23 protein-coding genes are annotated in these 26812 nt (G+C 45.8%); 9 read left to right on the plus strand and 14 right to left on the minus strand.

Annotated elements, in window-relative coordinates; genetic code table 11:
- The first annotated feature begins 127 nt into the window (after positions 1-127).
- A complete protein-coding gene (locus tag BUA75_RS09120) occupies positions 128-1909 on the plus strand; it encodes a M3 family oligoendopeptidase (RefSeq protein ID WP_242650283.1) in 1782 nt (593 codons plus the stop codon).
- Here BUA75_RS09120 and BUA75_RS09125 read toward each other — a convergent pair.
- The 9 genes from BUA75_RS09125 to BUA75_RS09160 all read right to left on the minus strand — a co-directional run bounded on the left by BUA75_RS09125 (position 1873) and on the right by BUA75_RS09160 (position 10363).
- The gene (locus BUA75_RS09125; protein ID WP_072874346.1) at positions 1873-2145 is read right to left on the minus strand and encodes a GIY-YIG nuclease family protein; all 273 of its coding nucleotides are present in this window, start codon (positions 2143-2145) and stop codon (positions 1873-1875) included. The two genes, BUA75_RS09120 and BUA75_RS09125, sit on opposite strands and share 37 nt — an antisense overlap.
- Positions 2146-2201: 56 nt before the next feature.
- Positions 2202-3899: an aspartate 4-decarboxylase gene (gene aspD, locus BUA75_RS09130; RefSeq protein ID WP_242650284.1), complete on the minus strand. Its 1698-nt coding sequence runs from the start codon at positions 3897-3899 to the stop codon at positions 2202-2204.
- A gap of 146 nt (positions 3900-4045) precedes the next feature.
- Entirely contained in the window at positions 4046-5278 is a 1233-nt protein-coding gene (locus BUA75_RS09135) for a prenyltransferase/squalene oxidase repeat-containing protein (protein ID WP_072874303.1), read from the minus strand.
- A gap of 21 nt (positions 5279-5299) precedes the next feature.
- Positions 5300-6058: an ECF transporter S component gene (locus BUA75_RS09140; protein ID WP_072874304.1), complete on the minus strand. Its 759-nt coding sequence runs from the start codon at positions 6056-6058 to the stop codon at positions 5300-5302.
- Positions 6040-7761, minus strand: a complete 1722-nt coding sequence (locus BUA75_RS09145) for an ABC transporter ATP-binding protein (RefSeq protein ID WP_072874305.1) — start codon at positions 7759-7761, stop codon at positions 6040-6042. The genes BUA75_RS09140 and BUA75_RS09145 overlap by 19 nt, the downstream gene beginning before the upstream one ends.
- Positions 7758-8732 carry an energy-coupling factor transporter transmembrane component T family protein gene (locus BUA75_RS09150; protein ID WP_083574252.1) on the minus strand — a complete coding sequence of 325 codons (975 nt, stop codon included), beginning with the start codon at positions 8730-8732 and terminating at the stop codon, positions 7758-7760. The genes BUA75_RS09145 and BUA75_RS09150 overlap by 4 nt, the downstream gene beginning before the upstream one ends.
- Positions 8690-9502: a DUF4430 domain-containing protein gene (locus tag BUA75_RS09155; RefSeq protein WP_072874307.1), complete on the minus strand. Its 813-nt coding sequence runs from the start codon at positions 9500-9502 to the stop codon at positions 8690-8692. The genes BUA75_RS09150 and BUA75_RS09155 overlap by 43 nt, the downstream gene beginning before the upstream one ends.
- A gap of 217 nt (positions 9503-9719) precedes the next feature.
- On the minus strand, positions 9720-9857 hold the full coding sequence (locus BUA75_RS15885; RefSeq protein WP_165611988.1) for a hypothetical protein: 138 nt from the start codon (positions 9855-9857) through the stop codon (positions 9720-9722).
- Between the two features lie 134 nt (positions 9858-9991).
- Positions 9992-10363 (minus strand): hypothetical protein, encoded by a 372-nt coding sequence (locus tag BUA75_RS09160; protein ID WP_072874308.1) that lies wholly within the window; start codon positions 10361-10363, stop codon positions 9992-9994.
- 134 nt (positions 10364-10497) lie between these two features.
- Between BUA75_RS09160 and msrB the strand changes: the two genes are divergently transcribed.
- Positions 10498-10935: a peptide-methionine (R)-S-oxide reductase MsrB gene (gene msrB / locus BUA75_RS09165; protein ID WP_072874309.1), complete on the plus strand. Its 438-nt coding sequence runs from the start codon at positions 10498-10500 to the stop codon at positions 10933-10935.
- Between the two features lie 47 nt (positions 10936-10982).
- Here the strand turns inward: msrB and BUA75_RS09170 are convergent, their stop codons facing one another.
- Positions 10983-12104 carry a hypothetical protein gene (locus BUA75_RS09170; protein ID WP_072874310.1) on the minus strand — a complete coding sequence of 374 codons (1122 nt, stop codon included), beginning with the start codon at positions 12102-12104 and terminating at the stop codon, positions 10983-10985.
- Positions 12105-12241: 137 nt separating this feature from the next.
- Here BUA75_RS09170 and BUA75_RS09175 point away from each other — a divergent pair, with 137 nt between their 5' ends.
- The 3 genes from BUA75_RS09175 to aceA all read left to right on the plus strand — a co-directional run bounded on the left by BUA75_RS09175 (position 12242) and on the right by aceA (position 16002).
- Entirely contained in the window at positions 12242-14284 is a 2043-nt protein-coding gene (locus BUA75_RS09175) for a S9 family peptidase (RefSeq protein WP_072874347.1), read from the plus strand.
- Between the two features lie 153 nt (positions 14285-14437).
- Positions 14438-14641 carry a hypothetical protein gene (locus BUA75_RS09180; RefSeq protein WP_072874311.1) on the plus strand — a complete coding sequence of 68 codons (204 nt, stop codon included), beginning with the start codon at positions 14438-14440 and terminating at the stop codon, positions 14639-14641.
- An 80-nt stretch (positions 14642-14721) separates the two neighbouring features.
- Positions 14722-16002: an isocitrate lyase gene (aceA, locus tag BUA75_RS09185; RefSeq protein ID WP_072874312.1), complete on the plus strand. Its 1281-nt coding sequence runs from the start codon at positions 14722-14724 to the stop codon at positions 16000-16002.
- Between the two features lie 85 nt (positions 16003-16087).
- Here aceA and BUA75_RS09190 read toward each other — a convergent pair whose 3' ends face one another.
- Positions 16088-17008, minus strand: coding sequence for a DMT family transporter (locus BUA75_RS09190; protein ID WP_072874313.1), 921 nt, complete (start codon positions 17006-17008; stop codon positions 16088-16090).
- Positions 17009-17180: 172 nt separating this feature from the next.
- Here BUA75_RS09190 and BUA75_RS09195 point away from each other — a divergent pair, with 172 nt between their 5' ends.
- A complete protein-coding gene (locus tag BUA75_RS09195; protein ID WP_072874314.1) occupies positions 17181-17486 on the plus strand; it encodes a LysM peptidoglycan-binding domain-containing protein in 306 nt (101 codons plus the stop codon).
- Between the two features lie 145 nt (positions 17487-17631).
- On the opposite strand, the gene BUA75_RS09200 is transcribed toward BUA75_RS09195, so the two are convergent.
- The 3 genes from BUA75_RS09200 to BUA75_RS09210 form a co-directional block, all read right to left on the minus strand.
- A complete protein-coding gene (locus BUA75_RS09200; RefSeq protein ID WP_072874315.1) occupies positions 17632-19371 on the minus strand; it encodes a class I adenylate-forming enzyme family protein in 1740 nt (579 codons plus the stop codon).
- Between the two features lie 48 nt (positions 19372-19419).
- Entirely contained in the window at positions 19420-20664 is a 1245-nt protein-coding gene (locus tag BUA75_RS09205; RefSeq protein ID WP_072874316.1) for a beta-ketoacyl-[acyl-carrier-protein] synthase family protein, read from the minus strand.
- A 142-nt stretch (positions 20665-20806) separates the two neighbouring features.
- Complete coding sequence (locus BUA75_RS09210) at positions 20807-22174, minus strand: purine-cytosine permease family protein (RefSeq protein ID WP_072874317.1); 1368 nt, start codon at positions 22172-22174, stop codon at positions 20807-20809.
- 153 nt (positions 22175-22327) lie between these two features.
- Between BUA75_RS09210 and hutU (BUA75_RS09215) the strand changes: the two genes are divergently transcribed.
- The 3 genes from hutU (BUA75_RS09215) to hutU (BUA75_RS09225) all read left to right on the plus strand — a co-directional run bounded on the left by hutU (BUA75_RS09215) (position 22328) and on the right by hutU (BUA75_RS09225) (position 26738).
- Positions 22328-23941, plus strand: coding sequence for a urocanate hydratase (gene hutU, locus BUA75_RS09215; protein ID WP_238413652.1), 1614 nt, complete (start codon positions 22328-22330; stop codon positions 23939-23941).
- Positions 23938-24888, plus strand: coding sequence for an AraC family transcriptional regulator (locus BUA75_RS09220; protein ID WP_072874319.1), 951 nt, complete (start codon positions 23938-23940; stop codon positions 24886-24888). The genes hutU (BUA75_RS09215) and BUA75_RS09220 overlap by 4 nt, the downstream gene beginning before the upstream one ends.
- A 185-nt stretch (positions 24889-25073) precedes the next feature.
- Complete coding sequence (hutU, locus tag BUA75_RS09225; RefSeq protein WP_072874320.1) at positions 25074-26738, plus strand: urocanate hydratase; 1665 nt, start codon at positions 25074-25076, stop codon at positions 26736-26738.
- Positions 26739-26812: the final 74 nt, after the last annotated feature.

Consider the following 26812-nt stretch of genomic DNA (forward strand, 5'->3'; position numbering starts at 1 on the left):
TGTTCTATACAATAGATCTCTATAGAAAGCCCAGTTCCTTATTTTACACTAGTTTATATTTTATCACTTTTCCTTATAGCCCAAATTCCATGTCTTTCGATATACTGACTCTTGGAGGTGGGATGAAATGTCGGATATGTCCATGATGCGTTGGGATTTGCAAAGCGTATTTCCTGGAGACAGCAACTCTCCAGAAATTACACATTTCATGGAAGAAACACGGAAACAGTTGCAATTTCTTGAAGAGGGAATGAAAACGGATTCTTTGCTGCACGTCATCCAAAAACTTCAGAATTGTGGCGCACGCTTACATGAAGTCGGGTCTTACCTTTCCTGCTTGGTATCAGCAGATGTTAAGGACGAAAAAGCCAAACAGCTGCAAACACGTCTCTACGAATTAGATGCCCTTTATCAAAAGCTGCTGATTCAATTGGATGCGCATCTTTTGCGTTTGGATGCCACACAATTAGAAACTATTCTCAAAGCTCCTGAGATGGATGAATTCCGGTTCTGGCTTAACGAACGCGCGCGCAGGGCTAAAGACAAATTACCAGCCGAAATGGAAGATTTGGCAGTGCAACTTGGTATCGACGGTTACCGTTCCTGGGGGGATTTATACAATATTTTAGTTGGACGTATGTCTATAACATTACATAAAGACGGAAAAACGGAACAACTATCCATGGGTCAGGCGTTTAATCGCATGTCTTCACAAAATCGCCAAGAACGGGAAACTATTTTCCAAATTTGGGAAGATACTTGGGCTAAAGAAGCCGATTTGCTTCAGCCTACTTTGAATCATATAGCAGGTTATCGTCTAGCACTCTACCGTGCCAGAGGTTGGTCTTCGCCGCTTTCTGAACCGCTGCTTATCAATCGAATGAGTCAGGAAACCTTGGAAGCCATGTGGGATACCGTTGAGCGAAATAAACCTCTACTACTGGAATATTTAAAAGAAAAAGCACGGCTTCTTGGCGTAGATGCACCTTCTTGGTGTGACGTGGATGCAGCGCTTGGTCAAATGGAACAACGCTTTTCTTACCAAGAAGCCAGGGATTTAATCGTCGAGCAATTCAGCCGTTTCAATCCTGAAATGGGGAAATTCGCTTCCCAATGTTTTGAAAAACGTTGGATTGAAGCCGAGGATAGACCCGGCAAGCGTCCAGGTGGTTTTTGTACCAGCTTCCCCATCAGTCAAGAGACGCGCATTTTCATGACCTTTTCTGGATCGGCGGGAAACGTCTCTACGCTAGCGCATGAACTCGGTCATGCCTTTCATCAGCACGTTATGCGTGGACTTCCGTATTACCAAACTCGCTATGCTATGAATGTTGCTGAGACAGCCTCTACATTTGCAGAAGCGATTGTCTCTGATGCCACTATGCAAGAAGCAAGTGACCCGAAACAACGCTTAATTCTTCTAGCAGATAAGGTCGATCGCGGTGTTGTTATGTTCATGAACATACACGCGCGATTCTTGTTTGAAACACGTTTTTATGAAGAGCGAAAGCGCGGCATGCTTGGTGTCCAGGATTTGAACGAATTGATGACTCAAGCGCAAAAAGACGCTTTCCATAACGCTTTATCTAGTTACCATCCACATTTTTGGGCATCCAAATTACATTTTTATATTACGGGAACACCGTTCTACAATTTCCCTTACACTTTTGGTTACCTCTTTAGCACAGGTATTTATGCGCGAGCGAAAGCCGAAGGTCTTTCCTTTGGCAATAAATATGTGACCCTGCTTCGAGATACAGGTCGTATGAATGTAGAGAATTTAGCAAAACAGCATCTGGGCGTCGATTTGACCCAAAGCGACTTTTGGCAAGAAGCCGCAAACGCAGTAATGGCTGATGTGAAAACATTTCTTCAAGAATCTTCAGCCTTCTCACCAAGTGACTTGTGATACTGAAGCCAAGCTTCTGCCATAGCGGCTTTTTCAGCATGTGATAAGCGTTTGAGCGCATATTCCCGCGACAAAGCCGCCGACTTGTGTAAAATCGGTTCACTATACACCAAGTGCACAGGTCGACGGCTACGCGTATATTTGGCTCCTTTGGCACTTGAATTGTGAGCTTTTACTCGTTGCATCAGATGGGTTGTCACACCAGTATAATACGAACCATCATTACACTTCACCATATAAACAAAATACACTTTTGCTAAGGCCCTCGCTTTGCAAACTCAAGTTAGGAAACTTATGAAGATGGTAAGCCATTTGGCGATTCTTGTCCCCGCCACGCCGCAACGTACGATTCCAGAGCTTGATGAAGATATTTACCGATGTCTGAGTAAGCCTCATCATTCAGATTGGCAAGAGAAACACGTATCGACCATTTGGGTCCGGCAAAGCCTCCACCGTTGAGTAAAACGATAGCGGATTGCTCAGCAAGACGAAAGAGTATATCCACAGGTTCATAATGGGCAGCAAGGAATTCAAAAAAAGCGTCTCCATAGTGATGCTTTGCCCATACTTCCAGATCGAACTCTGTATAGTAATCCGCACAGTACGCTAAATTCGGTTGCGGCAATCCTAAACCTTCGTAAAGAAGCGCCATTCGATGTCGACAGATATCACGTGTCTGCTGTTTATAACGCTGCCCATCTTCCGTTAGCGCAAACCACGTAAACATAGCCATTTGTATCTGCTGAGGCGTGGATAATCCAGCCGTATGGTTGAGGGCAACTTCACGACTGTCAGCTACCAGCCGTTCCATAACACTTAATTTTTCCGGATGTTGAGTCAACGAACGATAACGATTGGCAAGTTCTTCTTGAATCTGATCCGGTAAATCACCCAATTTATCATTCAAAACGTGATCGGGATGAATGGCAATAACTCCAAGACGCCATCCGGTGACACCAAAATATTTGGAAAGCGAATACACTCCAATCGTATTGCGGGGCAACTTGGCAAGCAATGAACAATACTCGTCGACAAACGTAGCGTAGACATCGTCACTGATAATGATCAATTCTCGGTTGTGCTGATGAATGATTTGGGCAATTTCATCTATGCATTGCGGACTCATAGCAACAGATGGCGGATTGCTTGGATTGACGAGAAAAAGCGCTTTGACAGAAGGGTCTTTGAGTTTATCTAATTCCTCTTTTGGATATTGCCAAGTATGTTCTCCACGATTATCAATCCCACTGGCATAAAGATTGATTACATGAAAGTTGTATTTATGCAATTCTGGAATTTCCACATAAGGCGGGAAAATCGGAACTGCAATAGCAATCTTATCGCCGCGATTCAACAAATGATTCTCCAAAAGTGTATTAAACAGGTAACACATGGCAGCTGTTGCACCTTCGACAGCAAATAGTTCAAAGTTGCTGGAGGGGAACTGATTCTGACAAATTTCCCGAATCAGAAAGTCATGGACAACTTTTTCCGTATACGTCAGCATCCGATCAGGCTCGGGATAGTTATCGCCAATGATGCCATCAACAAGTTCAAATACCCAGTCATCCGGTGGAAAACCACGTGAATTGCCGTACTCAACAAACGAACGCAACCATTTGGAAGTTTCATCCGTCTCATGATTATTTAAAAATATATGCATGCGTTCAGCAATTCCTTGTTTCGATGGCTTACCCGCCAAATGTCCTGCACTCCAAACACGCTTGCTTTCTTCTAGAGCAAAGTTGCCAAGCATGAAGAACATCTCACGAGGTGTGGCTGCAATCCAATTAGGATTTCCACGACCAGCATTGAGCAAAGTCGCCGCGCCCTGTTTGCTTTTCTCAGAAGCAAGACGAATCAACTCATTCTTAAATTCAAATGGACTAATGGCTTCAAAGGAACGTTCCATTTTGCGGCGATCATCTAAACTCAGATGTTGCCGCAAATGATTCTCTAATTTAACTTGTCCTGGCCCTTGAGCGTTCAAAAACCGATACCTCCCTGCAGATTACCTGCTGCTAGTATCGGCTACAATTTTTACAGGTATGTACCATTTCCGCGCGACCATCAAGGCTGCCGCGCGGAAGCTGCTTTCTCTCATTAAGAATGATACATTTTTCTGACTGCTAAGTATCAGGATAGATGAGAAATATAGACCGCATCCGCACCAAATGTAGCAGACAAGGCTTGTTTGGCGAGTTGATAATTCCAAGCTTCCCATACAGGATGGCCATCTACTGTTTCCCATAAGCCGCCATTTTCGGCAACGCTTTGCCAGTAGGGATTCAATTCATTCAGATAAGTACCTGCAGCAGCTACATCCCTCAACTGCATAAAAGGAATCCAATGATGATTGATCCAAGCACCACCCTTGACTTCAATAGAGTCCCAGTAATGATTCAATGAAGTTAAATGAGGTGCGCGTAGACGTTGGAACACAGATTCACCCGTTACACTGGCAGCCAAGCCAAAAATGGCATCACGCGTAGAATAGCCATTGACTCCTGAATATTCGCCACTGCTCATATAACGAAAACCACCAGATTTTACATCGTAAAGTGACATTAAGTTATCTAAGGGTGAATGACCATTTACCGTCCATGCTGTAGGACGAATGCCTACGCTGGCAAGAGCATCCATAACCGTTCCATCAGAGTCTGCATCTGTAGATTGGGAACTGCTTTGATAGAGAAAACCACCATTCGACTGCTGAAGTGAACGCTCGTATTGCAACGCCTTCGCTATAGCTGGAGATTTTGCTGTCAGTCCCAGAGAACTAAGCGCAGCAATCACATAAGCTGTATCGTTGGAATCGCTCGCTACTCCTGTTGCATAGCCGAAACCACCATCTTTATTTTGCTGTGCGAGCAACCACGTCTCAGCAAGTTTAGGATTCCATTCGGTATTCCCAGCGTCCTCAAGTGCGATGATGGCCAGCGCCTGATTCGTCACACTGCCTGTGACAGTGCCTTTATTGTCATCCGCAAAATAACCTGCATTTTTACCGCTTAAGATTTGTCGGCTAGCCAATACATGCACCAAATTGACATGATGCACCTGATGCGGATCACGATGAGTAGCAAGCATGCTCAAAATCACTTTAACAAGCGTTCCTGTACTAGCAGACGCAGACAGGTCTTTGGCCGGCCATGTAGGTGAAGCAACCATATGTCCTGCTGCAAAATCAGCAATTTTGGTCCAATTCACCAAGCTGTTTGCTTGAGTCGAGTTCATGTAAGCAACAGCCGACGCCTCAGCTTCTGCTACAGTTGGTTGAGTATTGTTGTTGGCTGCATACACTGTCATGGGCGCGACTAAGAGACTAGCGGCTAAGAATCCTGTGCCAAAACGAAGAATATGTTTCACTTGTAAAACCCCTCTCGTTATTTATTTCATAGATTGCGAAGTTTCTTGCGAGGTTTCCTGGACAGAGCGATTTGAAATCGTCTTTGCCTCCATGCGCTGTTTGTAGCGTTCCATCAAGCGAAAAACGGGTTTCCCAGCCACAAGCACTAGACCTGCTGTAACCCCTGCATGTGTTGTGTCGAAAGGAAAAAAACTACTCATACAGGCCAGAAGATAAGTGTGCCAATTCAAGTGCTGTTCGCCTATCACGTATTGAATATCCATAAACCAGCCAAATCCATACGCTCCAAGGACGGCAACTGGAATTAATCCCCAGACAGGAAAGCGAATCCAAAATTTGCGAATCAGCCCAGCTAAAAGTCCTATCCCACCCCAAGCAACCATCTGCCAGGGTGTCCATATTCCTTCACCCAAGATTAAATTTGAACCGATTGCGGTCAATGCTCCAACTGCAGCGCCGACTGTCGGTCCGAAACTGAAACCAGACATGAGAATAAGAAACGTAGCTGGCTGAACATCTGGAATCCCCTGCACACTATCTCGTCCTACCGAAGCAATCGCCGCCAATGTAGCGATTACGGTCAACAGCCGGGCATCCTGCAGTTTTCTTTGCATGGTCAAAATGCCTGCATAGCCAGCCAAACCGAGTACAGCCAAGGCTATCCAATACCAGGCCCACCCATGCAAACTACCATAAATCAACACCACTAAGGCTACTAACAGACTCGCACATATCTGCAGCATTTCAAGACGACGCAGGTTTAACATGGACTCTTGCATAGGGTCCACCCCCGGAGTCCGGCATCTTTCCAGGTAAACACCTCGTCATCAACTCCCCGAAAAGCTCGTGCCAGCACCGGAGCATAAAGCATCGCCTGACTCATCCAGCGGCGTGGATTATCGACGACGACAGCCTGTCCACTGTCTATAAAGACTACCTCATCTGCCCATTCTGCCACAAGTTCCAAATCGTGCGTTGCCATACATACTGTACCATCCCATCTAGTTAACTCGTCAAGAAGCCAAATCCTTGTATCTGCATCCAGACCGCGTGTGGGTTCATCGAGCAACAACAAACGTGGTTTCAGCAATAAAGTCAAGCTGATCGACAGGCGCAATTGCTCTCCACCTGATAAATCTTGCGGGGATCGATGACGTTCTGCAAGCAAATGGACTTGCTTAAGCATTTGAACAAGCCGTTCTTCCGTCAAAGGTTGATTGAATCGGCGAAAGACTCGGCGAAATTCTTCCTCAACACTCTCTTCAAACAGCCATTGAGCTGGATTCTGAGGCAAATAGGCAATGTCTTTTAGTATCATTCGCTTTCCCTTGCGCATATGGGTTGCCAACAAACTTCCCTTTGCTTTTCCGGAATGCACAAACAACATGCCTGCAAGAAGTCGCAGTATACTGGATTTGCCCGATCCGTTTGGACCTATTAAACAAATTTTGCTCTGCTCCTTGAGGGAAAGCGACAACTCCTGCAATACTAATTTTTCCGCTAGAGGATAATAGGCGTTGACATTTTGCAACTCGACCAACCCTTGAACCGGATCGACTTTCGCCGTCCCTTGCTTGCTGAAATCAATGCACCGTTTGTCAATCTGCTTATCTTCCGAACTGATTTTCGCTGAATCTCCAGCGGTTTTCTGCCTCATCCCATGGAGCAATTTCTGACGCATGTCCTGAACAGAAAGAGGCGCTTCTAATGGTGATGTTTCTGAACAAAGCGGGTATTGCGCCGTGATCGGCAAAAAAATGGGATTGTGCTGTCGCCACCATGCCACGGCCTCACAAGCAGCTCCATGCCAAACCATGGAACCCTGTTCAAGAATAACAACCTGACCAGCATAAGGATAGATGGACTGACTCTGATGCTCGGTCATCACCACAGTCATTCCCCATTCTAACTGGAACTGATGAATCATCTGCAAAATACTCTGAGCAGCAGCAGGATCGACCTGGGATGTAGGTTCATCGAGCAACAAAATTTTAGGATGATGGGCGATGGCAGCGGCCAACGCGACCCGCTGGCGCATACCTCCGGATAATTCAGCAAGCGGTTTGTCGCGCAAGTGTAAAATACCCATCATTTCCAATACTTCAGTGACCCGCCAGTGCATTTGAGATGGATGAAATCCTAAATTTTCCATCGTGAATGCAACTTCCTGGGCAACGTGCTGATAGACAGATTGAGCTTCTGGTTGTTGATGTACATAACCAACCAAGCGTGTATGTTCAATTGGGTCGATGCCGATGAGGGAATGGCCAAAGAAAGACACCGTTCCTACAACCTCCCCACCATAAAAACGAGGCAGGGCACCACTGAGTATTTTGAGAAAGGTTGATTTTCCACTGCCATTCTTTCCTTGTATGTAAACCCACTCTCCCGCCTCCACTTGCCAGTTCTCTATAGAGAGAGCAGGTTGTAGTTGATTGGGGTAAGTATAAAGCAGTTGACCAATATCGATTGCGAAGCTCAATCACCATTTCCCCTCTTCTGTATATCAAGTCTCCCTTTTCTAACATCTCCCCAAAAGCTCGAGAATAAGGTGAAGAGAAACATAAGCAATGATGTCCACTCGCAGAATCTTTTAAAGGAATTTAAGGAAATCCAATCGGGTTTGATGATAGAAAGATTCAGTAAGGCATATCCGTAAACGAGCATAATCGCTATCAAAAGACTTACACGCAGCCCATCAGATTTGTGAAAACGCATACGCAAGTAACGGCTGCTCTGACCTATTCCATAACCACGCACCATCATGGTTTCAGAAAGTTTCCAGGATCGCTCGAGCGCACGTGAGAGCAACATTCGCAAGGCAACGCCCACTTTCAACACTGCAGCCAGAAAAGCGTTTTGTCGCTGTTTGCTGGGAAAAAGCCGATCTTGAAACGACAGCCACTCACGAATCTGCTGGTACTCATCCATCACCATTGGCAACATATTGAAAAGAAGTGAAAGCAGAATACGCAAACGAGCCCATGAATGAGGCAGCCAATGTTGAATATCTTCCGGCTTCACAACTAGAGCCAAAGTCGTCATGGATAGTAGCGCTGTCAGATAACGAAGAGTCTGCAGTATCCCAGCGTATAAGCCTTCCGGAGTTAAACGCAACTCCCAGCCTCCCCACAGACGTCCACTCGTCCAAATCAAAGGGGCAAACGGTGTACCTGCATCAGCGAATATCTGTACAATCGCATATACAATAGCCAGAATCCATAAATAACGCCAGGATAATAAAGAACGTCGTGTACGGGATTGCTGCAGAAAGAATAAGCAGCCCGATACACCCCATAAAAAAATCATTTGCCAGAGAGAAGTAATTGAAAAAATCAAAAAAAGCCAAGCTATTGCCAAACAGAGATAAACATACGGATGAGGTTGGCGAATTATTATTGGTCTCTGATTCATCCTTGACCTGTGGCAGGATTCCATTTGTGATAATCCCATACATCGACATCTCCAGCTTTAGGAATAATCTGGAGAGCACCTACGGGCGCTTCCTGACCATTGATATATAAAAACCAGTCGTAAGGTTTACGCTGACTCACAGGTACACCCGTCCATTGCGAACGAATGCCGTTAATGGAGACTACAAATCCGCCTCCATAAGCGGTTTGTACTTGAAAATTCTGCTCGGTATATTGCATCAGATTCTCGTCAGGGACAATAGGGATCTCTTTTTGAGCGATGACATGTTCAAACTTACTCACAATCAATGTGAATTCGCCATATGGATGCGATTGCTCTGAACTTGACGAGCTTTGTTCGGGTGTTGATGTATGTTGGGTAGCAGAAACTGAGGAAGCCCCTGAAATTGAGCTTGAATCTGAACCTGAACGGGTTGAAACAGAGTTCTTACTTTTCTGTTGTTGAGTGGAATTTTGATTGGATCCGACGACAGATGAGTTGCTAAGCGAACTTATAGTCGTTGCATGATGCTTAACGTTTACCTGCTTTTGAGCTGCCTTCGACACACGTTTGGTATCAAACCTAGCATTTGTGGTGCTACGACTATGCAAAGAAGCATGTTTTTCAGGAGATGGGTCAGAAAGCTGAGGCGAGGATGACTGGGCAGAAATTTGACCCACTTTCTGTAACCATGCGGAAGAAACGGGTGACGTTTCTTTAGACTGATGCTCACTGGTATATACACCTACGCCGATTGATGCAGCAGCAATGAACAAAGGAACCAGCCGCAGCCATTGAACGCCCCGCATGTCCCATCCTCCTTCAAAGTTTCTTTCTAGGCTTTTTTTATCTACCATTAAAATCCACCGTGGCCACTACCCATACCTAAAGGCAGGGGCTTCTCAGAACACGCATGACGCAACCGCCTACGTTACGTTCTGAAGGCTCAGTTCGGGCCAAAAGCAACATAAAAAATGAGCCCAAGAGGGCCCAAAACGCGCATGGCGCTCCCTGCACTGCTCAATGTCAATGAGAAGTGTGAGGATGATGAAAACTTTCATCAGATTCTTCCTTGCGAATTTCGTGAATCATATTGATAAAATAGGTTCCCAGCACAGCCACACTCACTGCCAAACCAATATACCAAGGAATATATTCGTACATAAGGATCCACTCCTTTATCTATTAAACATTCATGCGATGTCTACTACTTAGTATACTATTTTATTCAGCCTTATTGGCCAGGAAAATTCTTCGCAATTATTACCGATTATCAACAACTACTCTAAAAATGCAGATCAAACAGCATTAAATAGTATACGCTTTTGAATTTCTGCTGGATAAAGCAAATCTTTTCTATCATGAGCAAGCGCATCCAATGCGGCTACAAAAGCGTCACCATTGCCTTCCAGAAAAGGGTTTGGCATAACGTAAGCCTGTTGACCGTCAAAATAGGCAAGTTCAGCGTCTCCTGAAAAGCGCACACCATCCAGAGCACCCCAAATGATTAAAAACTCTCCATCCATATGAGTTTTTTCTTGAAACCATTGACTCAACGTTTGACAGACTTCGTTAGCATCCTCAGAATGAAAACCATTTTCCCACATCGTCGTTGTATAACCGTGATCGGCCAAAAAACGAGCAAAACCAGCCATCCATTCTAAACTCAAGTTTATCCCATCCGTTTCTGTTCAATTTACACACCAAATCGCTACTCCTGTGCTATTCGCTTCATTGAAGCCGCTTCGTCCAAGTGCCATAATAAAGGCAGTCAACACCCTTACGAAACGAAAGGCGGGAAAATATGGATCGTCCAACCCTTAAACAACGCTTGACACCACTTCAATACGCTGTCACTCAAGAGAACGCCACGGAGCCCCCGTTTCGCAATGAATTCTGGAATCATCACGCGGAAGGAATTTACGTTGACATCGTCAGTGGTGAACCGCTTTTTTCTTCACTAGACAAATTTGACTCAGCTTGTGGTTGGCCAAGTTTCAGTCAACCTATTGATAAAAATTGTCTGATGGAAAAAACAGACCTCAGTCATGGCATGATTCGAACGGAAGTGCGCAGCAAGAATGCAGACAGCCATCTCGGCCACGTTTTTGAAGACGGCCCTCTAGACAAAGGCGGTCTGCGTTACTGTATTAATTCTGCTGCTTTACGATTCATACCGAAAGATAAACTAGAGGAAGAAGGCTACGGCTCTTATCTCAAACTATTTGAGAACCGTTCTTAATCCATCTCCTCTGATTTGCCGCTCCCCATCGCAAAAACAAGGGTAGCTTAAGATTCATGATCTTTGTCGAGCGTTTGGGTGGCGGATGCCTCTTGCACGAGACTTCGTGAACTGCGTTTAGAGACAATCTGCATAGCTTCCACAAATTTGTTTACATCTGCCTGTAACTCTTCACATTGTTTTTCAAGCAGCGCCTGTTCCTTTTGCAATCGACGAATCTCCTGCTCACGCAATTCCAGCCGATTTTCAAGTTCTCCGCGCTCTCTGCGCAATCTGACGATTTCTCCACCTTCATCAATGATTTCAACAGATTGGAGATATTCAATCAATTGTTGTTTGCTAATTCGCTTATCCACCGAGGATAACGGACGCTCCTCGATCTTCTCCACAGTAGTCTCCTCATGGACAACGGGCGTTGACGGCGGCGGAGAAACAAAAACATTTTTCGCTGAAGCATTCGGCAATGTATATTCATCTTCATCTTCACGCGTAAAAAACGGTTTAATGACAGATTGCCACCTTGTTTTAGCAGCTTGAGCCCTCTTGGATAGCCATTGGATATCCAACCCCGGACGAGATGTCCACTTGCCAAGCAGAGATGCGCCTGTGGAAGGTTCTCGTTCCTCAGTGATATCATTTAAAGTAAAGGTACCACTAGCCAGAAAGTCGACCAGTTTGACAACACAAGCTGCATGAAAAGGTCCATCGAGATCGAGCCGAGCACAATCGGGACAGATTAAATCATCTATCTTTTCAAGAAAACTATCTCGGAAATAAATGGTTCTTGGTAATTCTAAAACAGGTACATCTTTTTGTGTGCTGGCCAAAATTAATTTTCTTTGCGCCACCAAACGTTCTGCCGCCAATTCCACTGCATAAGGATGCATGGATTGACCCATCTGATCCATTTTTACAAGCATTTCATCCAGACGAATTTGAGCATTGCATGTTTCCTGCAAATGAGTTTCCATCACTTGCAAGACCAAAGACTCCGCTTCTTCTTCCGAATCAGGCCAATTGGACAAGACAAAAGATTGCGGTCGACGTTGACTGGCAATAAACTGTTTCGCTTCCTCCACACTAACTTCACTACGGTATTCAGTATCAAATAACTGAACCTGATATTCTTCCGCCACCTTGATGGCCTCAAAACCTTTGAGCGTCTGCATGGTATCTCATCCTCACACGCTGTTGTATGTCGAAAGAGTATCACGAAATGCGTTTCTTCACCAATCAAAATCTTAAAAAGAGTATAATGTTGATCATCGGCAACGACTTTGAAACGAAACAAATTGGAGGTTTTCCCATGCAGCCACCACTCGCTCCCCGCCATCCTCAACCGCAAAGGAAACACGGAGATGTGCGGACTGATGATTACTATTGGCTCAATCAGAAAGACAATGATGAAGTTCTACGGTATCTGGAAGCTGAAAACGCTTATTATGACGAAGTTATGCAACCTCTAAACCAACTTTCCGAAAATCTCTACGAGGAATTTATTGCCCGTATCCCAGACGAAGAACAAGCCATCCCAGTGCGTTTTGGCTCTTACTTTTACTCCCGTCGTCAGGCAAAGGACTGGCAATATCCCGTCTATTTTCGCCAAAAGGCTAATCACCGGGCGGATTTGGCTCATTCTACCCCGGAGGTACTGCTCGATTTAAATGTATTAGCTAAACCAGGAGAATATTTGAGTGTGACAGAACGTCGTATTTCTCCCAATCAACAGTATCTGGCCTATTTAGAAAACAGAGACGGTACAGACCGCTATACCTTACGCGTGCGAGATTTAGCCAGCGGGGAATGGCTGAGTGACGAAGTGCCCAATGTGTTTATCAGCGACAGTATAGAATGGGATGCAAGCGGCCAATACCTTTTTTACATAAGTGTGGATGAAAGCCAAAGGCCCTATCAACTATGGCGACATAAGCTCGGAGACAAAGAGGACATACTCATTTATGAAGAAGCGGATATGACCTGCGTCATTAGCCTGAGCCAATCACGTGACGGTCAATATCTCTTTTTGCAGTCGAGCAGCAAGACCACCAGTGAAACACGCTATTTGCATACTCATCAGCCAACTGAAAACTGGACACTGTTCCAAGCCAAACGGCCGAATATCGAATATACCCTGGAACACTGGCAGGGAGATTTTCTCGTCTTAACCAATGAAAATGCTACGAACTTCCGACTTCAAAAATGTCCAACGACCAATCGCCAGCCACTGGAAGATGTTTTTCCCTATGATGAGACACGTTATTTGACAAACGTTTATCCATTTGCTGATGCTCTAGTGCTGGAGGGTCGAGATAACGGATTGACGCAAGTTTGGATCTATGCGCAAGGCGAGTTGCACCGTTTGGAATGGTCTGAAACGGTCTATACCGTTCGTGTACTCGAACAGTACGAATTTCAGACCCATGAACTTTTGCTGCAATACGAATCATTTTTAACACCCAAAACAACGTATGCCGTTCATCTTCAGCAACTTACCAAAGAAGCTTTGCTGGTACAGGAGATACCAGGAAAATTCGATCCTACCCTCTACACACAGCAACGCGAATACGCATACAGCGAAGACGGAACAAAGATTCCCATCTCACTCGTCTATCGCAAGGACGCACTTCATAAGGGACCTGCTCCACTGCTTCTAAACGGCTACGGGTCTTACGGTATTTGTTTTGATCCTGTCTTCCAAGCTCAAAATCTGCCTTTGCTCGATCGCGGTTTGATCATAGCCATTGCACATGTTCGTGGTGGCGGCGAAATGGGGCGTTCCTGGTATGAGTCAGGCAAGCTCCAACAGAAGATGAACACCTTCACTGATTTTATCGACTGCGCCAAACACCTCATCAAAAAAGGTTATACTTCTCCTGAGATATTGGCGGCTCGTGGTGGCAGCGCCGGTGGCCTGCTGATGGGTGCCGTCGCTAATATGGCTGGAGAATTATTTGCTGTCATTGAGGCTGATGTCCCCTTTGTGGATGTAGTAACTACAATGCTGGATCCAACCATTCCACTGACAACATTGGAGTATGACGAATGGGGAAACCCGGAAAATGAAACAGACTATCAATATATGAAGAGCTATAGTCCTTACGATAACGTGAAAGCGAAAGATTATCCCCACCTGCTAGTCACTACAGGTTTGAACGATCCGCGAGTAGGTTATTGGGAGCCGGCAAAATGGGTCGCCAAATTGCGCGTCATGAAGACGGATGAGCACATGATTGCCATGCGTATCCACATGGGAGCTGGACATTTCGGTTCTTCAGGACGTCTGGAAATGTGGAAAGAACGTGCCACACAAATGGCTTTTCTACTCGACAAAATAGGCATTCACGCATAACTGACATCAAAAAAGAGGCGTTGAAAAACGCCTCTTTTTTGATGTGCATTTTTTTATATAAAAATTTTTTCACAAACTGTTTTATAACAGTAGAAATTTCAGATCATTTGTTATATTATACAATCATCCGAAAGTGAAGAAAGGAGAATCTTCATGAAAAATATTTATGACGATTATGGATGGATACCTCGACCGTATCAGCCACTGCATCCTGCTGTTCAACTCGGATGGGTGTCTCCAGAATTCCCGGAAAATGAGAACCGTTTTTATTGCTATCGTTGCAATCGTCCTATTTCAACAAGTACATCTGGAGCACTCTATGAATGTGAACGTTGTATGAATTTGTCCAACGAATAAATTTTTTTACCACCACTGTTATACAACAATAATCAATAAGAATAAAAAGTGATATAACAGAAAAAGAGGGAGAGATCAGAATGAGCCAAAGAGAACGGAAAATTGCCCAGTTGACAGAAGAATGGAATACGAACCCACGTTGGAGCGGAATTGCAAGAAATTATCAAGCGACTGACGTGGTTAGATTACAAAGCAGCGTGCGCATTCAACATACACTTGCAGAAATCGGATCGGAAAAATTTTGGAAATTATTGCATCAAGAACACCATATTAAAGCATTGGGAGCGCTGACGGGCAATCAAGCAGTCCAACAAGTTAAAGCTGGCTTGAAAGCCATTTATCTAAGCGGTTGGCAAGTCGCTGCTGATGCGAATCTATCGGGCCATATGTACCCTGATCAAAGTTTATATCCAGCCAACAGTGTTCCCCACGTAGTCAAACGAATTAATCAGGCACTCATGCGCGCTGATGAAATTCAATCTGCAGAAGGTGTAGGTGATATAGACTGGTTTGTGCCGATTGTAGCTGACGCTGAAGCTGGCTTTGGTGGTCCGCTGAATGTGTTTGAACTCATGAAGCAAATGATTGAGGCAGGAGCTTCCGCCGTACACTTTGAAGACCAGCTTTCATCAGAGAAAAAATGTGGGCACATGGGCGGCAAAGTATTGTTGCCGACTTCACAAGCTATCCGCAACTTGACTGCTGCCCGCCTGGCTGCGGATGTTTTGGGTGTACCCACTGTCATTATTGCCCGAACAGACGCAAATGGTGCTCACTTGATAACCAGTGACGTGGATCCAAGAGATCAAGCCTTCTTGACTGGAGAACGTACAGTGGAAGGATTCTTCAGAATGCGTGGAGGCCTGGATGCAGCCATTGCCAGAGGTCTCGCCTATGCACCATACGCTGATATGATATGGTGCGAGACTTCAGAACCTAATTTAGAAGAGGCCAGAGCTTTTGCTGAAGCTATTCACAAGCAATTTCCTGGCAAATTATTAGCATATAATTGTTCTCCGTCCTTTAACTGGAAGAAGAAATTGGACGAAAAGACAATAGCCACCTTCCAAGAACAATTAGGTGATATGGGATATAAATTCCAATTTGTCACTCTGGCTGGATTCCATGCCTTGAACCACAGCATGTTCTCTCTCGCTTATCAATATCGTCAATTTGGCATGGCTGCTTATTCGCAACTTCAGCAAGCAGAGTTTGCAAGTGAAGCAGAAGGATATACCGCTACTCGTCATCAGAGAGAAGTTGGCACAGGATATTTTGATGAAGTAACTCAAGTGATTGCTGGCGGACTCTCCTCCACCACGGCCTTGACCGGATCGACCGAAGAAGAGCAATTTGTGTGAGCCTATCCCTATACAAAATCCTCCTTTTCCCGACCCTCTGTGGGTAAAGGAGGACTTTTTCCTGTATATGGACACCGATGATGATTTAATCCTCCTGACAGGATAAAGAATCTGCAAGTTTTGCCTGGACACGATGTCTTCTTAATGGTTTACGTACAGCAAACAGGAGCATACCTCCTATGACTAAAGCTGTGCCTAACCATTCTGCCCACCCTACAGTCTCATCAAGCGTAAAAAAAGCAATGAGGACCGTGAAGATGGGATTGAGATTGAGAAACATGCCCGCAACGGTTCCGCCCATACGTAAAACGCCAAGATTCCAAAAAACCATAGCCACGACCGTACCGAGCACGGCAGTATATCCTGCTGCATACCAAAAAGCGGGATAAGCAGGCAAATGATATAAACCGGAAGCTGTAAAAGGCAGGCAGACTACGGCTCCTATAGCGGCTGACCAAAAAGTAGCCAGATAAGGAGATACATCGCGCATCGCTTGTCGGCTAAAGACCGCATAAATTCCCCATATGGCGACTGCGAGCAACATCCATAAATCTCCTTGATTGACCTGTAACTGCAACAGTTTCATCAAGCGACCACTCGTAATCACAACGACAACGCCAGCTAAAGAGATAAACATGCCTATCCACTGTAGACCACGCAGTCGCTCACGAAGAAAAAATAATGAAGCCAAAGCTATGGCAAGTGGGTTAAGCGCTGAAAGAAGCCCGACTTGGTCGGCGCTTGTATGCTCAAGTGCCTGATAAGTAAATACATTGAATAACACGACGCCTGTAGCGCTCATGCCCACCAGTGGCAGCCAAGTGGATTTTTGAGGCCAAAACTTGCGTTCTGTTAATCGTATGACAGGCACCAAACAAACCGCGGACAGAAGCCAGCGCAATTCTGTCAGGGTCAAAGCTGATGCATGCCCCACCAAATCTTTACCGGCTACAAAATTTCCCGCCCATAATATACTTGTGACAATCAACAAGATGACTGTTTTCATGATGCCAACTCCTAACCTGTTCCAACCACAGCACTTCGCTATCATCTTTTCGTCCTAAATAGGCCTTTTTGGATTCTCTTCATAGGCATTGATCCCGCTACTCTTTTTGCATATCAGCATAGACTACTGCACGGTCCACGATCTAGCAACAGAAGGGAGTGTCCATCCATTCATGGTACGTTATATGGTTCAAAAGGGCGATACACTCGGTGATATTGCTGTCAAATACGGGACAACCGTGCAAGCTATCGTATCAGCAAACGGTATTCGCAATCCCAATATGATTTATCCCGGACAAATGTTAAAAATACCTTCTCCTCATTACGCAGAGAAAAGCAAGTCCAGTTACAGTCCTATGCACCATTCCATGCATCATTCCATGCACTCGCATTCACATTCCATGCATCCTAGCAAACACTATGAAATGCATGACGAGAAATATCACAGTTCACACAAACACAACGGATACGATTCCTGATGGTAACAGTCCCTCGCATCAGTAAGGGTCTGTCAGAATACCCCATCTTGCAGACGATGCCGACAAGGAAAAAAGCCAGCCAACACCAGATGGCTGGCTGAGCTTTGCTTGTTAGAAATTTTTCTTGGCACCTGGACATCTTGGTTCAGGATTCCATGAATCGCATATCACTCTCATCACGATTCAAACGAGCTTCTGCCATCTCTTGCAACTTGAATTTTTGAATCTTTCCTGTTCCAGTCATTGGCCATTCTTCAACGCTGACAAACCATACATGACGAGGAATTTTAAATTTTGCCAAGCGTTCTTGACAAAACTCTATGATATCACGACGCGAACATTCCACTCCTGGTTTCAGTTCAATAAAGGCAGCCCCTGTTTCGTGAGTCATAGCATCTTTGACACCTACGACGTATGCCTGAGCTACAGCTGGATGCTTACAAATGACATCCTCTACTTCTTTGGGAGCTACATTCTCTCCTGAAATTTTGTAGAGTTCCTTACTGCGCCCAAGTAATTCCAGATAACCTTCTTCATCGATTCGACCGAGATCACCCGTACGAAACCAACCGTCCTTGTCAATAACCGCTGCCGTTTCTTCTGGCTTGTTGTAATAGCCACGCGTTACCAGATTGCCACGGACCGTCAACTCTCCTACCTCGCCAGGTGGTAAATCCTCCCCGGTAAACGGATCAATGGTTTTATACTGACAATTTGCCCCGCCGAATTCCGGTAAGCCACTGGAGCCACCTGGCTTAATCCGCCCTACTTTGTTGACCACAATCTCAATTGGAGCCCCAACTTCAGTATGTACTGTGGCTGCAGTCGCCTCTGTTCCACCATAACCCGCACAAATTTCCTGAACTCCGAGCACATCTACCGCTCGCTCCCAAATGGCAATGGGGGCAGGTGCTGCTGCACACATCAGCGCATTCAGTACAGAGACATCATAACGCGAAACTTCAGGATGATTGACAACTGCCACAAGCATTGAAGGTACGCAGAGAAAATCCGTCGCCTTATATTTTTCCATCATTTGCAAAGTAGTCGTTGCGGTAAATCGTGGCGAAGTAATCAGTGTACCGCCAACAAAAGAAGCCGCTAAAATCCCCTCCACCAATGCAAAGACATGGTAAAGCGGCAACGCCGTATAAATTCTTCGTCCATCTTCAAAAGCACGACTGAGTGCAGTGGAGAAACCGCATCGCAAAAACATATCGTGCGTAATCATGACACCCTTTGGCAGCCCAGTTGATCCTGATGTATAGATAATATCTGCCACTTCGTCTGGATAACGATTCTTTTCAAGTTCCCTGCGCCAAATCTCATCACTGACATCGTCGGCAAGATGCTGAAAAGTTTCCCAGGATATAAATCGCCCGTCAAGCGGCCGTTCACTATTTTGAATGCAAACAACCTGTTCAAGATGTATAGACCGATCACGATTCGTCAATTCATCATAAATCTTCTCTATTTCAACATCGTGAGCCACACCACTGGCAGTCTGGTGCATAATCAACCAACGGCTGTCTGATTGACGCAGTAGATAGTGGATTTCATCGCTACGCAACATGGTATTGATGGGCACACAAACAGCACCGATCATCCATACTCCGAGCATCGCAAAGAAGTTGTCCGCCTCATTAGCCATCAGCAACGCCACATGTTGACGACGTTTGACACCAAGTTTGAGAAGAGATTTGGCAAACGCTTTTCCCTTTTCCCACGCTTCTTCATAGGTAAACACGTTATCTTCAACAATCAGAAGTGGACGATGGGCATAAAGAGTCAATAAATGTTCAAAGTGCTGAGACAAGGTATATCGCGGCCAAACCGGAAACAAGTCTTGCAAATACTGCCGACGTTCTTCAGCCGTCATGACCATGTGCTGGCTTCTCCTTTCTCTATTTCCTGGTTTCTTAGAGAAATGACTTTATATCGTTCTCTTCCAAATTAAACAAGCATTCTGCCCACCAAAACCAAAAGAATTGGAAAGAACATAATCTACAGAGCGGTACATGACCTCACCTAAAACCAAAAGCGGAGGCGCTTCTTCATCCGGTGCATCACAATGCAAATTCACTGGCAAGCGGCTCGTTTGCAGTGCCAAAAGAGCGACAATACTTTCTAAGGCACCTGCCGCCCCCAAAGCATGTCCTGTAGCTCCTTTGGTTGAACTAACAGGAATATCTGCCAACGCATCGGCAAACACCTTGCGCAATGCCCGACACTCTGCCACATCACCCGCTTGCGTAGCAGTGGCGTGGGCATTGATATAACCAATTTGCTTCGGCTGGAGTCCAGCTTGCTGCAAAGCTTGTTCCATAGCGAGCGCCGCGCCAACACCGTCCGGATGAGGGGAAGTATCATGATAGGCATCATTCGAGATTCCATAACCAACGAATTCAGCTAAAATTTCTTTACCACGTGCTTCAGCATGTGCCCTTGACTCAAGAATCAACACAGCTGCTGCCTCACTCATGACCATCCCTTGCCGATCGCGATCGAACGGACGGGACCAGGTGGATGGGTCGCCATTCCCCGTTTTAGCAAGCGCCCCAGAAGCAGAGAGACTCGCTAAAATTGGTGGATTGAACAGCGACTCTGTGCCAGCCACCAGTACAATATCCGCTCGCCCCGCAGCAATCCATGCAGCCGCCTCGCCAATAGCATTGGCCGAAGAAGCACAAGCGGAAGAAATGGTGAGCACAGGTCCCATCACGCCATAATGACGAGCCAGTACACCAGCCGTGCCACTCGGCATAGATTTGGTAACCAGACGCGGACTGACGCGATTCCTACCCTGTCGATAAATCGCCTCCGCACCTTCTACCAGCGAACCCACACCTCCATAAGTAGTCCCAACGGCAATACCTACTCGATGAACAGGTACTCCCCAGTTTACTTCACCACTTTGTTCGTAACCCGCCTGAGTGAGGGCCTCCCGAGCGGCTACCATCGCCATCTGCGCTGCCCGATCCAATTCCGACGCTCGTTTTTTATCTAGAAATTGCTCCGCTTGAAAATCAGGAATATCTGCGCTCGCCGGTGACCAATTGGCCAAAGAGGCGGGTGAAGCATGAATACCAGAAACACCCGCCAACAAAGAATCCCAAAAGATTGGAACCCCTAACCCTAACGGCGATACGATGCCATACCCCGTCACGACAACCCGCACAAAAAAACCTCCTGCCGTTCTCTCGGATGCTTGTCAAAAAAATAGAATCTTCATGGACATCTATCATCGCAAACGAAAAACTAACCATAAATCCAACAATATTGTAAACTTCGTCTTCACTTGAAACAATTCCTCTGATTTTTTACAAATTTAACTGAGTCTTGCTAAGTTCCCGATTCATTTGGAGACGCATGGGCAGATAATAGAAGAATGCTGAGACAAACAGTCCCACCACCCAGGCAATATCTGCGCCATGCATCCATTTAGCGATGAATCCTTCATGTAAGGTTGTATTCATAAAGGGAAACTGTACAAGAACACCTATGACATAAGCTACAATAGCTGCAAGATTGATGCCAGCATAAGCATCGTTACGTCCCAAAATACCTTCTATGTCATATTTCCCCTTGCGTAAGAAGTAAAAGTCCACTAGATTAATGGACGTCCAAGGCACTATAAAATAAAGTAACAGCAAAATGAAATTTGAGTACTCTGTCAAAAAATCCCCCTGTCCAAGAATGCTGATGAGCGTACCAATGGCTCCAACTGACAAAATAAAAAGCATGCGTTGCCAACCTGTAACATGTAAATGACGAATGGCCCCTAGCGTTGTCGTTACCGACATAAATCCTCCATACAAATTGAGAGCATTAATAGCCAGAACGCCCAGAAAAATGATGATACCCGTGACAAAAAACCAATGAGTTCCAGAAAGTTGTTCAAGATATTGAACCATATCCGCAGATTGTTTAGGTGCAATTATTGCAGCCATAGCCCCTAGTATCATCATCCAGGATGAACTGATGACTGAACCCAAATAGGTCCAGAAAAAGGTAGCTGTTACCGACGTGTTCTCCGGCAGATAGCGAGAATAATCTGCTACATAAGGAGCGTAGGTCAGTTGCCAGCTTGCCATGATGGAAATGACCAGCAAAAAGGCACTCCAGTGAAACGGAACGGGTGTCGAGTGAACATGCGGTAAAAATTGCATCATACGCACACTGATATAGAGAAATAAAATCACAAAAACAATAGCTACATATTTTTCATAAGTATGAATCAGGTCATAGCCGATTGTTACCAGTAAAACTGCTGCGATATTCACGATGATGATGCTCATGGTGACAGAAAGATGGAGAACCCCAGACAGTGCCTGCGCACCAAGCACAGCACTGCTCGAGAAAAAACCAATATACATGACGATAACTAAAATAAGTGGCAGAATAGCCCCTATCTTCCCAAATTGTGCCCTACTTTGAATCATTTGCGGAACGCCAAGCTTCGGACCTTGAGCAGAATGATAAGCCATAAAGAGACCTCCAAGCAGATTGCCGATCACGATGGCTAGCACGGCATAGCCTAGATTGAGTCCCAGTACAATGGCCAAGACTCCAGTAACCACAGTCGTGATTTGAGCATTAGCAGAAAACCAAATCGTGAACAAACTTCGGGCCTTTCCATGTCGCTCATGACTTGGAATATAATCAATACTGTGCTTTTCCATGAACATGTTCGCTGACTACCTCCTCATATTGTGGATTCTCATAGGAAGACTAACGCAGTTTCAATCAACAGACTACGCAAAATATTGCGAACTTTTAGCAGGAATTTGTGGTAATGAAAGCGTTTCATTGCGAACGGCAAGAAAGAACGGAGTGACATGATGTCTTATCGAATGCAACCTACGCATTGTCAAGGTTGGCCACAGGAAGGCTTGTATCGCTTATTAGAGAATGTTCTTTCCCCCGCTGTAGCCGAAAACCCTTACGAATGGACGGTTTATGGTACCGGCAGAGCGATTCGCAACAAAGCAGCACTGCTAGAAACACAAAACTTACTTGCTGACTTGCGAGAAGACGAGACGTTGCTTATTCAGTCAGGCCAACCTGTTGCCGTTTTTGCTACTCATCCCATGGCTCCGCGCGTTCTTATTTCAAATGGCATGCTCGTGCCCAAATGGGCAAATTGGGATCACCATTATCAATTAGAGCAAAAAGGTTTACTGATGTATGGACAGTCCACGGCCGCATCTTGGGCATACATTGGCGCTCAAGGCATTCTACAGAATACTTACGAAACGCTTCGTGAAGTTGCCGAATCCTGGGGCGGTACACTGTTGGGCAAGTGGGTCTTGACAAGTGGACTTGGCGGCATGGGGTGTGCGCAACCTTTGGCCGTCAAAATGAACGGCGGAGTGGCCATTGTAGCAGAAGTAAGCGCAGAACAGATTCAGCGGCGACTCGATACAGGATATATCGACGTAGCTACAAACAGTATAGAAAATGCCTTGCAAATGGCTCAGGCAGCATGCCGCAAGAAATACCCCCTTTCTATTGGCTTGCTCGGTCATGCTGGAACAATTTACGATTCTATAGCTAACCGTGGGATGGTCCCTGATATTGTGACTGACCAGACACCTGCCCACGATTTGTTAAGAGGCTACATTCCAGATGAATGCAGTGTGTCGGAAGCTTTACGTTTACGGACGGAAAATCCTAGTCACTATTTGACATTATCTGCTCAAAGTGTGGTTCGCCACACCGCGGCTATGTTGCGTTTTGCCAAAATGGGCAGCATCATCTTTGAATATGGCAACCATTTGCGTGCAGCAGCAAAAGAAGCTGGTCTAGAACAGGCAGTCAATATTCCCTCCTTTATTACTTTATTTGCCCGTCAACGTCTCAGTCGAGGAGATGGCCCCTTACGATTTATTGCACTCTCTGGAAAAGCACAGGATATTTTTCAACTCGATGCTGCTTTGCTCAAACACTACCCACATAATCAACGCATGACACACTGGCTGCATTATGCTCAAGAAAACGTGCACTTTCAGGGATTGCCTGCCCGTTCTGTTTGGTTGACTTACGAAGAACGCGAACAATTATGCGAATGGCTCCCAGAATATCTCAACCAGCAACCACCTGAAGCACCATTGGCTATCACCCGCGATCATTTTGCCGGATCAACCATGGCATCTCCGCATCGCGAAACAGAAACCATGCCAGATGGAAGCGATGCAGTAGCTGACTGGCCGATTCTAAATTCTCTGCTCATGACCGCAAGTGGCGCCACAATGGTAACCGTGCAACAAGGTGGAGGTGTCGGTGTGGGCCAATCTCTACACTCGGGAATGACACTGGTACTGCATTCTACAGAGGACTTACCCACAAGATTGCAGCGCGTTTTAATGGGCGAAGCCAAACTTGGCGTACTGCGCTACCAAAATGCTGGTTACCCACCCCAGCCAAAGAGGAAAGGGAAAGATGGCGTTATATGAAAAAACCGTATGATTGGCAACGTGTTCAGAGTGAAGAATATTTGCTGAGGCATTGGATACTGGGTCAACCACTGAGTGCCAAGATGCTTTGGAATATTCTTAGCGATCTCGATTGGCAACAGGCACCCCATCAAGTCATGGTTTTACGCTGGCAATTAGACAAAGAGGCGCAAATTTTTCTGGGTGACACGCAAAAATTTACTATCCGTCAACATATTACCGAGATTGCTCGCGATTATATTCCTCAATGCTTGCAAATTTGGCAAGAAGAAGACGAGTGGATCTCTTTTCCACACTATCATTCTGTACTGAATGAAGAGAATCTCTCCAATATGTTGCAAGCCATTCTAGCCAGCTTACCCATTCCTTTACCTGTGCGACTCTTTATCGGAGTGGAAAAAGTGGTGGACACGGTAGTACAAATTCCACAAGCGCTGCGCCTGGCACGCAGGGCTGCCTTGCAAGCCATGGAACATCAGATACAGATTCTCTCGGTGGAGGAAATGGAACTCGATTTAGACCATTGTGATGCACCTAACCATCATGCCGAAAAAAATGATGATCAACCTATCCCTGCTTGGCAAACTCATGACGCCAGAGAAACACCTGCGATTTCGCCTATTGTAGAACAGGCTGTAGCGTATATACACAGTCATCTGCAATCTGCTTTGACACTCCCAGAAATCGCAGCTCAAGTAGCTGTCAGCCGTTTTCATTTAAGCCATCTTTTTCGCCAACATTTACAGACTACTGTGACTTCTTATGTAAGATCTGCACGGCTTGCCAAAGCGGCTGAACTGCTTGCCAATAGCGATAAAAGCATCAACGAAGTAGCAGATGCGGTTGGCATGGCTGACGCCAATTATTTCAGCAAGTGTTTCCGTGCTACATACGCTCTCTCGCCTAGTGAGTTTAGACGCCATAAAAAAGCATCCATTCAAGAGTAAAATTTTTACTTAAATTCTTAAATTACTGGAGCATCCTGAAAGCTGCAGTCAGCAAATCTTTGCCTTAACTTCGCAAACCGCTCCAGCGACATACCTGTTTGAATACGCTATCATGATGGGCAAAAGACCATAGAAGGGATACGTTTGTTGATTGCCATTGATGTCCCTTGAAGGAGAGAGCTTGGATGTCTGCTAAACTTGAATATCCGATTCACGCCCCTCGCGGAAAAACACTCCGCTGTAAAGGCTGGGAACAGGAAGCCGCATTGCGTATGCTGATGAACAATTTGGATCCCGAAGTAGGCGAACGTCCACAAGATTTGGTCGTCTATGGAGGGATTGGCAAGGCTGCCCGCAATTGGGAAGCCTACCACGCCATTGTGCGCAATCTAGAACAGCTTGAATCCGATGAGACCTTGTTAATTCAATCGGGTAAACCGGTCGGAAAATTTCGCACTCACGAGGATGCCCCACGAGTCCTGATATCCAATTCCATGTTAGTACCGCATTGGGCAACTTGGGAGCATTTTCGAGAATTAGATGCCAAAGGTCTGATGATGTTTGGCCAAATGACTGCTGGAAGTTGGATTTACATTGGTACACAGGGTATCCTCCAAGGAACCTATGAAACTTTTGCTGCTGCGGCTAGACAAAAGGGACTTCCTTCACTGGCTGGTACACTTACTGTAACTGCTGGACTGGGAGGGATGGGAGGCGCACAGCCACTCGCCGTGACTATGAATGAAGGCGTCGCCATTGTGGTGGAAGTCGATCCGCAGCGAATCGCCCGACGTATCGAAACGAAATACTGCGATGTGCAGGCCAACAGCCTGGATGAAGCACTTGCTCTGGCTAAAGAAGCTAAAATCAAGAAAAAAGCATTATCCATAGCACTGCTTGGCAACGCCGTGGATGTTCTGGAGGAATTGGTGCAGCGAGAGATGGTTCCCGACTTTGTCACTGACCAAACTTCAGCTCACGACCCGCTCAACGGTTATATCCCGCAAGGATTGTCTCTAGATGAAGCCACGCGCTTACGTCTGGAGAACCCAGAAAGATATATTCAACTTGCCAAGTCCAGTATGGCTAGACATGTAAAAGCTATGCTTTCCTTGCAAAAGCTAGGAGCGACTGTGTTTGATTATGGCAATAATATTCGCCAGGTAGCTTACGACGAGGGTGTAACAGACGCGTTTGCCTTTCCTGGATTTGTTCCCGCATACATTCGCGACTTGTTTTGCGAAGGCAAAGGACCGTTTCGCTGGGCAGCGCTTTCTGGAAACCCAGAAGATATCTATAAAACGGACGATCTCGTTCTTAAACTTTTCCCGGACAATGAACATTTGCGTCGCTGGATAACCTTAGCCAGAGAACGTGTACAATTTCAAGGGTTGCCAGCACGCATCTGTTGGCTGGGCTATGGTGAGCGTGTGCGGTTTGGTCTCGCCTTAAATGAGATGGTAAAAAGCGGTGAATTAAGCGCACCGATTGTGATTGGTCGCGATCACCTTGATTGTGGTTCCGTGGCAAGCCCCAACCGTGAGACGGAGGCTATGCGCGATGGCAGTGATGCAGTGGCTGACTGGCCGATTTTAAACGCACTGGTCAACACAGCGGCAGGAGGAAGTTGGATTTCTGTCCATCACGGTGGTGGTGTAGGTATGGGGTACGCCATACATGCGGGAATGGTCGTAGTGGCTGACGGCAGCGAACGCGCAGCGCGTAAACTGGAGCGCGTGTTGACGACAGATCCAGGCATGGGTATCATCCGTCACGTGGATGCAGGGTATGAAAAAGCAGAACAAGTAGCACGCGAAAAAGGTGTCAACATTCCAATGTGGGAAAATTAATGTCATCCATTCCTCCAAAAACCAATTACAACCATCCTGCTCATCCATGGGCAGGATGAACTCACGGAAAAGGA

It is taken from the genome of Alicyclobacillus tolerans, from assembly GCF_900142255.1.
GTDB classification, from domain to species: domain Bacteria; phylum Bacillota; class Bacilli; order Alicyclobacillales; family Alicyclobacillaceae; genus Alicyclobacillus_I; species Alicyclobacillus_I tolerans.

Bases quoted from the DNA above. Each gene is read 5' to 3' on its own strand.
- BUA75_RS09120 (WP_242650283.1), top strand. From the start codon at position 128: ATGTCGGATATGTCCATGATGCGTTGGGATTTGCAAAGCGTATTTCCT.
- BUA75_RS09125 (WP_072874346.1), bottom strand. From the start codon at position 2,145: ATGGTGAAGTGTAATGATGGTTCGTATTATACTGGTGTGACAACCCAT.
- BUA75_RS09140 (WP_072874304.1), bottom strand. From the start codon at position 6,058: ATGCAAGAGTCCATGTTAAACCTGCGTCGTCTTGAAATGCTGCAGATA.
- BUA75_RS09150 (WP_083574252.1), bottom strand. From the start codon at position 8,732: ATGGGATTATCACAAATGGAATCCTGCCACAGGTCAAGGATGAATCAG.
- BUA75_RS09155 (WP_072874307.1), bottom strand. From the start codon at position 9,502: ATGCGGGGCGTTCAATGGCTGCGGCTGGTTCCTTTGTTCATTGCTGCT.
- BUA75_RS15885 (WP_165611988.1), bottom strand. From the start codon at position 9,857: ATGTACGAATATATTCCTTGGTATATTGGTTTGGCAGTGAGTGTGGCT.
- msrB (WP_072874309.1), top strand. From the start codon at position 10,498: ATGGATCGTCCAACCCTTAAACAACGCTTGACACCACTTCAATACGCT.
- BUA75_RS09170 (WP_072874310.1), bottom strand. From the start codon at position 12,104: ATGCAGACGCTCAAAGGTTTTGAGGCCATCAAGGTGGCGGAAGAATAT.
- BUA75_RS09175 (WP_072874347.1), top strand. From the start codon at position 12,242: ATGCAGCCACCACTCGCTCCCCGCCATCCTCAACCGCAAAGGAAACAC.
- BUA75_RS09180 (WP_072874311.1), top strand. From the start codon at position 14,438: ATGAAAAATATTTATGACGATTATGGATGGATACCTCGACCGTATCAG.
- aceA (WP_072874312.1), top strand. From the start codon at position 14,722: ATGAGCCAAAGAGAACGGAAAATTGCCCAGTTGACAGAAGAATGGAAT.
- BUA75_RS09190 (WP_072874313.1), bottom strand. From the start codon at position 17,008: ATGAAAACAGTCATCTTGTTGATTGTCACAAGTATATTATGGGCGGGA.
- BUA75_RS09195 (WP_072874314.1), top strand. From the start codon at position 17,181: ATGGTACGTTATATGGTTCAAAAGGGCGATACACTCGGTGATATTGCT.
- BUA75_RS09200 (WP_072874315.1), bottom strand. From the start codon at position 19,371: ATGGTCATGACGGCTGAAGAACGTCGGCAGTATTTGCAAGACTTGTTT.
- BUA75_RS09210 (WP_072874317.1), bottom strand. From the start codon at position 22,174: ATGTTCATGGAAAAGCACAGTATTGATTATATTCCAAGTCATGAGCGA.
- hutU (WP_238413652.1), top strand. From the start codon at position 22,328: ATGTCTTATCGAATGCAACCTACGCATTGTCAAGGTTGGCCACAGGAA.
- BUA75_RS09220 (WP_072874319.1), top strand. From the start codon at position 23,938: ATGAAAAAACCGTATGATTGGCAACGTGTTCAGAGTGAAGAATATTTG.
- hutU (WP_072874320.1), top strand. From the start codon at position 25,074: ATGTCTGCTAAACTTGAATATCCGATTCACGCCCCTCGCGGAAAAACA.